This window comes from Streptomyces sp. NPDC001204 (genome assembly GCF_053598035.1).
The window spans coordinates 330,152-338,394 of the sequence record NZ_JBSFJL010000006.1; the positions used below are offsets into that span (position 1 = coordinate 330,152).

At 72.6% G+C, this 8,243-nt stretch carries 5 protein-coding genes and 1 pseudogene; 5 read left to right on the top strand and 1 reads right to left on the bottom strand.

The features are described 5' to 3' along the window. Positions 1–179: 179 nt before the first annotated feature. Positions 180–3,320, bottom strand: coding sequence for an isoleucine--tRNA ligase (ileS, locus tag ACWC91_RS11830; RefSeq protein WP_225074275.1), 3,141 nt, complete (start codon positions 3,318–3,320; stop codon positions 180–182). A gap of 1,146 nt (positions 3,321–4,466) precedes the next feature. Here ileS and ACWC91_RS11835 point away from each other — a divergent pair. From ACWC91_RS11835 to ACWC91_RS11855, 5 genes and pseudogenes are all read left to right on the top strand, one after another. Then, positions 4,467–5,672 (top strand): TraR/DksA C4-type zinc finger protein, encoded by a 1,206-nt coding sequence (locus ACWC91_RS11835; protein ID WP_450644930.1) that lies wholly within the window; start codon positions 4,467–4,469, stop codon positions 5,670–5,672. A 61-nt stretch (positions 5,673–5,733) separates the two neighbouring features. Beyond that, positions 5,734–6,447, top strand: coding sequence for a signal peptidase II (gene lspA / locus ACWC91_RS11840; protein WP_225074274.1), 714 nt, complete (start codon positions 5,734–5,736; stop codon positions 6,445–6,447). 42 nt (positions 6,448–6,489) lie between these two features. Further along, positions 6,490–7,434, top strand: coding sequence for an RluA family pseudouridine synthase (locus tag ACWC91_RS11845; RefSeq protein ID WP_281155111.1), 945 nt, complete (start codon positions 6,490–6,492; stop codon positions 7,432–7,434). Next, positions 7,431–7,898 carry a GNAT family N-acetyltransferase gene (locus tag ACWC91_RS11850; protein WP_281155110.1) on the top strand — a complete coding sequence of 156 codons (468 nt, stop codon included), beginning with the start codon at positions 7,431–7,433 and terminating at the stop codon, positions 7,896–7,898. Before ACWC91_RS11845 ends, ACWC91_RS11850 begins: the two co-directional genes overlap by 4 nt. Before the next feature lie 88 nt (positions 7,899–7,986). Next, a pseudogene (locus ACWC91_RS11855) lies at positions 7,987–8,243 on the top strand (Na+/H+ antiporter); the annotation flags it as partial.

The window sequence follows — 8,243 nt, forward strand, 5'->3', positions numbered from 1 at the left end:
AGGCGTCGGCAGCCTGAGAGAACGGCCCCGGAGGGACATCCCTCCGGGGCCGTTCTCGTATGCCGGGGCCGCGCGCCCGCTGTCCCGTCGACTGGTGCGGGGAGCCCGCCGGCTTGTGGCCGGGCGGGCTCCCCGCCGGGACGGGGGACGGGCGCCCTCGGGCGTCGTCCCCCGCTGGGTCATGCCTTGCGGAGGCGGAAGACCAGGGACAGGCCCTCGTCGGTGAAGGCGTCGCCGTAGGCGGTGTCCGCCTCGCCCTGGGCGAAGTCCGTCGCCAGGACCTCCTCGGCGATCAGCGACGCGTGCTCGCTCAGGGCGGCGATGGTCGCCGGGTCCGTCGCGGTCCAGCGCAGCGCGATCCGGTCGGCCACGTCGAGGCCGCTGTTCTTGCGGGCCTCCTGGATCAGCCGGATCGCGTCCCGGGCCAGGCCCGCACGGCGCAGTTCCTCCGTGATCTCCAGGTCCAGGGCGACCGTGGCGCCGGAGTCGGACGCCACCGACCAGCCCTCGCGCGGGGTCTCGGTGATGATGACCTCGTCCGGCGCGAGCGTCACCGTCTCGCCGTCGACCTCCACCGACGCCGTGCCCTCGCGCAGCGCCAGCGACAGCGCCGCCGCGTCCGCGCCCGCGATGGCCTTGGCGACGTCCTGCACCCGCTTGCCGAACCGCTTGCCCAGCGCACGGAAGTTGGCCTTGGCGGTGGTGTCCACCAGGGACCCGCCGACCTCGCTGAGCGACGCCAGGGAGGATACGTTCAGCTCTTCCGTGATCTGCGTGTGCAGCTCCCGGTCCAGGGACTCGAAGCCGGCCGCCGCGACCAGCGCCCGGGACAGCGGCTGGCGGGTCTTGACGCCCGACTCCGCGCGCGTGGCACGGCCCAGCTCCACCAGGCGGCGCACCAGCACCATCTGCTTCGACAGCTCCGGGTCGATCGCCGGCAGGTCCGCCTCCGGCCAGGTGGCCAGGTGCACCGACTCCGGGGCGCCCGGGGTCACCGGCACGACCAGGTCCTGCCAGACCCGCTCGGTGATGAACGGGGTGATCGGCGCCATCAGCCTGGTCACCGTTTCCAGCACCTCGTGCAGCGTGCGCAGCGCGGCCTTGTCGCCCTGCCAGAACCGGCGGCGCGAGCGGCGGACGTACCAGTTCGACAGGTCGTCGACGAACGCCGACAGCAGCTTGCCGGCGCGCTGGGTGTCGTATGCCTCCAGGGCCTGCGTGACCTGGTCGGTCAGCGCGTGCAGCTCACTGAGCAGCCAGCGGTCGAGCAGCGGGCGGTCGGCCGGGGCCGGGTCGGCCGCGGTGGGCGCCCAGGCGGACGTACGGGCGTACAGGGCCTGGAAGGCGACCGTGTTCCAGTAGGTCAGCAGCGTCTTGCGGACGACCTCCTGGATGGTGCCGTGGCCCACCCGGCGGGCCGCCCACGGCGAGCCGCCGGCCGCCATGAACCAGCGCACCGCGTCCGCGCCGTGCTGGTCCATGAGCGGGATCGGCTGGAGGATGTTGCCCAGGTGCTTGGACATCTTCCGGCCGTCCTCGGCGAGGATGTGACCGAGGCACACGACGTTCTCGTACGACGACTTGTCGAAGACCAGGGTGCCGACCGCCATCAGCGTGTAGAACCAGCCGCGGGTCTGGTCGATCGCCTCGGAGATGAACTGCGCCGGGTACCGGCTCTCGAACAGCTCCTTGTTCTTGTACGGGTAGCCCCACTGCGCGAACGGCATCGAACCCGAGTCGTACCAGGCGTCGATGACCTCGGGCACGCGCGTGGCCGTCTTCTCGCACTGCGGGCACGGGAAGGTGACCTCGTCGATGAACGGGCGGTGCGGGTCGAGCTGCGACTGGTCGGTGCCGGTCAGTCCGGTCAGCTCCGCGCGGGAGCCGACACAGGTGAGGTGGCCGTCCTCGCAGCGCCAGATGGGCAGCGGGGTGCCCCAGTAGCGGTTGCGGGACAGCGCCCAGTCGATGTTGTTGTTCAGCCAGTCGCCGTACCGGCCGTGCTTGACGCTCGACGGGAACCAGTTGGTCTTCTCGTTCTCCTCGAGCAGCCGGTCCTTGATCGCGGTGGTGCGGATGTACCAGGACGGCTGCGCGTAGTACAGCAGCGCGGTGTGGCAGCGCCAGCAGTGCGGGTAGCTGTGCTCGTACGGCACGTGCCTGAAGAGCAGGCCGCGGTCGCCGAGGTCCTCGGTGAGCTTCTCGTCCGCCTTCTTGAAGAAGACGCCGCCGACCAGCGGGACGTCCTCCTCGAACGTGCCGTCCGGGCGGACGGGGTTGACCACCGGCAGGCCGTAGGACCGGCAGACCTTCAGGTCGTCCTCACCGAAGGCGGGGGACTGGTGGACCAGACCCGTGCCGTCCTCGGTGGTGACGTACTCGGCGTTGACCACGTAGTGCGCCGGCTCCGTGAACTCCACGAGCTCGAAGGGGCGTTGGTACGTCCAGCGCTCCATCTCGGCGCCGGTGAAGGTCTCGCCCGTGGTCTCCCAGCCCTCGCCGAGCGCCTTGCCGACGAGCGGTTCGGCGACGACGAGCTTCTCCTCGCCGTTCGTCGCGACCACATACGTCACGTCGGGGTGCGCGGCGACCGCCGTGTTGGACACCAGCGTCCACGGGGTCGTCGTCCACACCAGGAGCGAGGCCTGGCCGGCGAGCGGACCGGAGGTGAGCGGGAAGCGGACGTAGACGGAGGGGTCGACGACCGTCTCGTAGCCCTGGGCCAGCTCGTGGTCCGACAGGCCCGTGCCGCAGCGCGGACACCAGGGGGCGACCCGGTGGTCCTGGACCAGCAGGCCCTTGTTGAAGATCTCCTTCAGCGACCACCAGACGGACTCGATGTACTCGGGCTCCATGGTGACGTACGCCTCGTCGAGGTCGACCCAGTAGCCCATGCGGGTCGTCAGCTCGGAGAACGCGTCCGTGTGGCGGAGCACGGACTCGCGGCACTTGTCGTTGAACTCGGCGATGCCGTACGCCTCGATGTCCTTCTTGCCGCTGAAGCCGAGCTCCTTCTCGACCGCCAGCTCCACCGGGAGGCCGTGGCAGTCCCAGCCGGCCTTGCGGGCCACGTGGTAGCCGCGCATGGTGCGGAAGCGGGGGAAGACGTCCTTGAAGACGCGTGCCTCGATGTGGTGGGCGCCCGGCATGCCGTTGGCGGTGGGCGGGCCTTCATAGAACACCCATTCGGGGCGCCCCTCGGACTGCTCCAGGCTCTTGGCGAAGATCTTCTGCTCGCGCCAGAAGTCGAGCACGGTGTGCTCGAGGGCGGGCAGGTCGACCTGCGCGGGCACCTGGCGGTACTGCGGCTGCGTATTCAACGAGCTTCCTCCGGCGGATGTGCTGCCTTCCGTCGGAGGGACGAGAGCCTTTGAGCTGTCCACGCCGTGTGCGGCGCGCTCCCGCGGTACCACCCTCCTTGGCTCCCCGGTGCGCCGTACGCTCCGACGAGCCCCCTCATTGGGGTCGCGATGCCGGTTCTACCGGCCCCTGGCTCCGTGCTGGGGCGTTCTTCCGGCGGCTCCGGGGTGATCTTCACGTCGCGCTCGCCCCCGGGCTCACACCGTCCCCGGGTCGCTCTGGGCTGCTTACGCCGCTACTCGTCCCCATCCACGCTTTTCGCTCCGCCCAGTGTACGGCGCCTCGGCGATCGGGGCCGACCCGATTTCCGCACCGGGGGTTGACCCGGATGGCGCGGCGGTGCCGTTCGGATCGTAGGACGTGCGGCTGGTCGGATTACGTGGCGGCGAGCTGGGCACAACGCATGCATGCCGGCCGCGCGATCCGCGCGAGGCGGGCGAATCGGGCGGCGTGCCCCGTTGCCGCGGGACTCGAGTCGATTTATCGTCCCAGCACGATTCGCGAGCAAGATCACAATATGTGAAGGGGCCGCGGCCATGGTGGCGAAGAAGACCGCCGAGCAGTCGGCGCCCGGCAGGTTCCGGGGCACCGTCCCCGATTCCGCCGGCGGCGCGGCCAGGAAGACCACCCGAGCGGCGGCCAGGGCCTCAGGCACGGCCGCGAAGGAGGCGGTGGCCATGAAGGACAGGGTCACGCCGAAGCAGACGGCCAAGGCCGGACCGGTGACGGGACGCGGGCGCAGGGGCCCGACGACCAGGGCGAACACGGCCAAGCCGGGCCGGTCCCGGCCGGCCGGGACCGGCCCGGCGGGGGAGGAACCGGCTGCCGCGAGGTCGGGCGAGGAGCGGAAGGCCACCGCGTCGGAGGCCGTGGGGGAGAGGCCGGAGGCCCTTCCGGAACCCGCAGAGGCGGCTCCCGCGAAGAGCGCGCGGAAGACGACGGCGAAGAGGGCGGCCGCGAAGAAGCCCGTGGCGGGCGAGGCCCCGCCGGAGGCGGCGTCGGAGAAGCGGCCCGCCGCCGGGGAGCCCGCCGCCAAGGGCGCCGCGGCGAAGAAGTCCCCGAGCAAGCGGGTCACGGCGAAGCAGTCCGCCGCCGATGCCCCGGACGTGGAGGAGAAGGCCGCCAAGGGCCTCGGGACGGCGGAGGCCGCCGGCAAGGGCGCCCGTGCCGGTCGGACGGCCGCGAAGAAGGCTTCCGCCGACCGGGCGGGTACCGGGGCGGGCGCCGAGGAGACGATTGCTGGGCGAGTCGGGGGCGCGCACCCCGGCGGCGGGAGTGCGGGTGCCCACGACGCTGCCGCCGAGAAGGCTGCAGCCCGGAAGAGGGCGGGTGGGAAGGGCGCTCGCGGGAGGGTGGTCGCCGCCGGCCGGGACGTGGCCGCCGGGGAGGTTGAAGCGCGGGAGCGGGGTGTCGGTGGCGGGTCGCGGGCCGATGAGCCCTCGGCGCGGGAGACGGCCGGGGCGGGGACGGGTGGTCGGAGCACCGTTGCTGCCGGGAGGAAAGCGGGTGGAAAGGGCTCTCACGGGAAGGGGGTCGCCGCCGGCCGGGACGTGGCCGCCGGGGAGGTGGACGCGCGGGAGCGGGGCGTTGGTGGCGGGGTGGGTGCCGGCGCGGGCTCGGCGGGGGCGGACGGACGGAGGAAGGCAGCCAGGAGGGCGACCGCGGGGACGGTCCCCGACCGGGGCGGCGGGGCGGATACGGCGGCGCAGGGGGATGGGGACGGTGCGGGTCGCGTGGCGGCTCCTGGTGTCTCCGGAGCGGGTGGGGGCAGGAAGAGGACGGCCAAGAAGGCGGGCGCGGCGCGGGCCGCGAAGCAGACGGGAGCCACGACGGTGGTTGCGAAGAAGACTCCTGGCACGGCCGCGGCGGCGAAGACCGCCGTGCCCAAGGCGCGCATCGCCGCGGCGGTGGAACCGGGCGACCTCCCGGTCCGCCCGGGCGAGGATCCCTGGACCCCGGAGGAGGTCTCGGAGGCCCGCGCGGAGCTGGAGTCCGAGATGGAGCGGCTGAGCACCGAGATCACCTCGTCCGAGGAGTCCCTCGCGGGCCTGATGCGGGACTCCGGCGACGGCGCGGGCGACGACGAGGCGGACACCGGCAGCAAGAACATCACGCGCGAGCACGAGATGGCGCTGGCCGCCAACGCGCGCGAGATGCTCACCCAGAGCGAGCGCGCCCTGCAACGGCTCGACGCGGGCACCTACGGCCTGTGCGAGAACTGCGGCGACCCCATCGGCAAGGCCCGCATGCAGGCCTTCCCGCGCGCCACCCTGTGCGTGGCGTGCAAGCAGAAGCAGGAACGCCGGTACTGAACCGGGTGCGAGGCGTGCCGTAGTCTCGTCCTCAGTCAGGTACCTAGGTCAAGGGACTCACGTGGCAGAGGCGGAGCGCATCATCGGTACGCCGGACACTCCGGACGCGGCGGGAGCGGGGCGGCAGCGCCCCGGAGGGAACGCCGGGCGGGGCGGCCCGTCCGGCGCCGAAGGGGCACAGGCCCCGGCCGGCGGCCCCGGCACCGACGGCACGACGTCGGGCGCGGACGGGACGAGCGGGTCGCCGGCCGGCGCGGACGGACGGGCAACCGCCGCCGAGCGGCCCCGCGGCCGGCGCCGGATCGCCGTGCTGTTCACGGTCGCGGCCATCGCCTACGCCCTCGATCTGGCCAGCAAGATGCTCGTGGTGGCCAAGCTGGAGCACCGCCCGCCGATCCAGCTCATCGGCGACTGGCTGCAACTGGAGGCGATCCGCAACGCGGGCGCCGCCTTCGGCTTCGGCGAGGCCTTCACCGTGATCTTCACGGTCATCGCGGCCGCCGTGATCGTGGTGATCGCCCGCCTCGCGCGCAAGCTCTACAGCCTGCCCTGGGCCATCGCGCTCGGCCTGCTGCTCGGCGGTGCGCTGGGCAACCTCACCGACCGGCTCTTCCGCGCGCCGGGCGTCTTCGAGGGCGCGGTCGTCGACTTCATCTCGCCCAAGCACTTCGCCGTGTTCAACCTCGCCGACTCGGCGATCGTGTGCGGCGGAATCCTGATCGTGCTGCTGTCCTTCCGCGGCCTGGACCCGGACGGGACCGTCCACAAGGACTGAGCCCGGGACGGGACCGCCGGACCGGTCCGGCATACTCGACGGGTGAGCACGCTTCCCGAGATCCGTACCCTGCCCGTGCCCGAAGGCCTGGAGGGCGAGCGCGTCGACGCCGCCATCTCCCGGATGTTCGGCTTCTCCCGTACGAAGGCGGCGGAGCTGGCCGCCGCGGGCAAGGTGCTGGTCGACGGCACGGTGGCCGGCAAGTCCGAGCGGGTGCGCGGCGGTGCCTGGCTGGAGGTCGAGATGCCGCAGGCAGCCGCGCCCGTGCAGGTGGTCGCCGAGCCGGTCGAGGGCATGGAGATCGTGCACGACGACGATGACGTGGTCGTGATCGTCAAGCCGGTCGGCGTCGCCGCGCACCCCAGCCCCGGCTGGTCCGGCCCGACCGTGATCGGAGGCCTCGCGGCGGCCGGCTACCGCATCTCCACCTCCGGCGCCGCCGAGCGCCAGGGCATCGTGCACCGCCTCGACGTCGGCACCTCGGGTCTGATGGTGGTCGCCAAGTCCGAGTACGCGTACACGTCGCTCAAGCGCCAGTTCAAGGAGCGCACGGTCGACAAGCGGTACCACACGCTGGTCCAGGGCCACCCCGACCCGACCAGCGGCACCATCGACGCGCCCATCGGCCGGCACCCGAACCACGACTACAAGTGGGCGGTCACCGCCGACGGCAAGCCCTCCGTCACGCACTACGACCTGATCGAGGCGTTCCGCGCCGCCTCCCTGCTCGACGTCAAGCTGGAGACCGGGCGCACCCACCAGATCCGCGTCCACATGGCCGCCCACCGCCACCCCTGCGTCGGCGACCTGACCTACGGGGCCGACCCCACCCTCGCCAAGCGGCTGAGGCTGACCCGCCAGTGGCTGCACGCGGTGCGGCTCGGCTTCGAGCACCCCGGCGACGGCCAGTGGGTGGAGTTCGCCAGCGATTACCCCGAGGACCTTCGGGAGGCCCTGGACCAGGTCCGCGAGGAGACGTACGCATGAGCCTGCCGTACGAGGTGCGAGTCGCCGAGGACCCCGCCGACCGCGAGGCCTGCTTCGCGGTGCGCAAGGAGGTCTTCGTCGTGGAGCAGGGCGTTCCGCAGGACATCGAGTACGACGAGTACGACGCCCTCGCGGTGCACGTGCTCGCGGTCCGCGAGGACGGCGTGCCGCTCGGCACCGGGCGGCTGCTGTACGGCGCGGAGGCCGCCGCGAAGACGGGCGGCGACCCGGCGGTCGGCTCCCTGGGGCGGCTCGCCGTCACCGGGGACGCGCGCGGGCTGGGTGTCGGCGCGGCCCTGGTGCGCGCCATCGAGGACGCGGCACGCGCGCGTGGCCTCTCGGCGGTGGACCTGCACGCGCAGAACCATGCGCTCGGCTTCTACGAGCGGCTGGGATACGAGGCGTACGGACCTGAGTTCCCCGACGCGGGCATCCCGCACCGGGCGATGCGGCGCGCCCTGTAGTCCACGGGCGCGAAGCGGCCGGTGAGCGGGGTGGCGTGGCAGGCTTGAAGCCTGTCGTGTGAACGTCCGACGTCCCGGAGCGCTGAGCGTGGATCAGTTGGCCCTGCTGTTCGTCGTGTTGCTGGGGGCCGTGATCAGCGTCCCGGTCGGCGACCGGTTCGGGCTGCCCGCGCCGGTCCTGATGACGCTGCTCGGGATCGTCCTCGCGCTGCTCGGCTTCGTGCCGAACGTCGACATCCCGCCCGCGCTGATCCTGCCCACCCTGCTGCCGCCGCTGCTCTACGCCGCCGTACGGCGTACCTCCTGGCGGCAGTTCACGGCGCACAAACGGCCGATCTTCCTGCT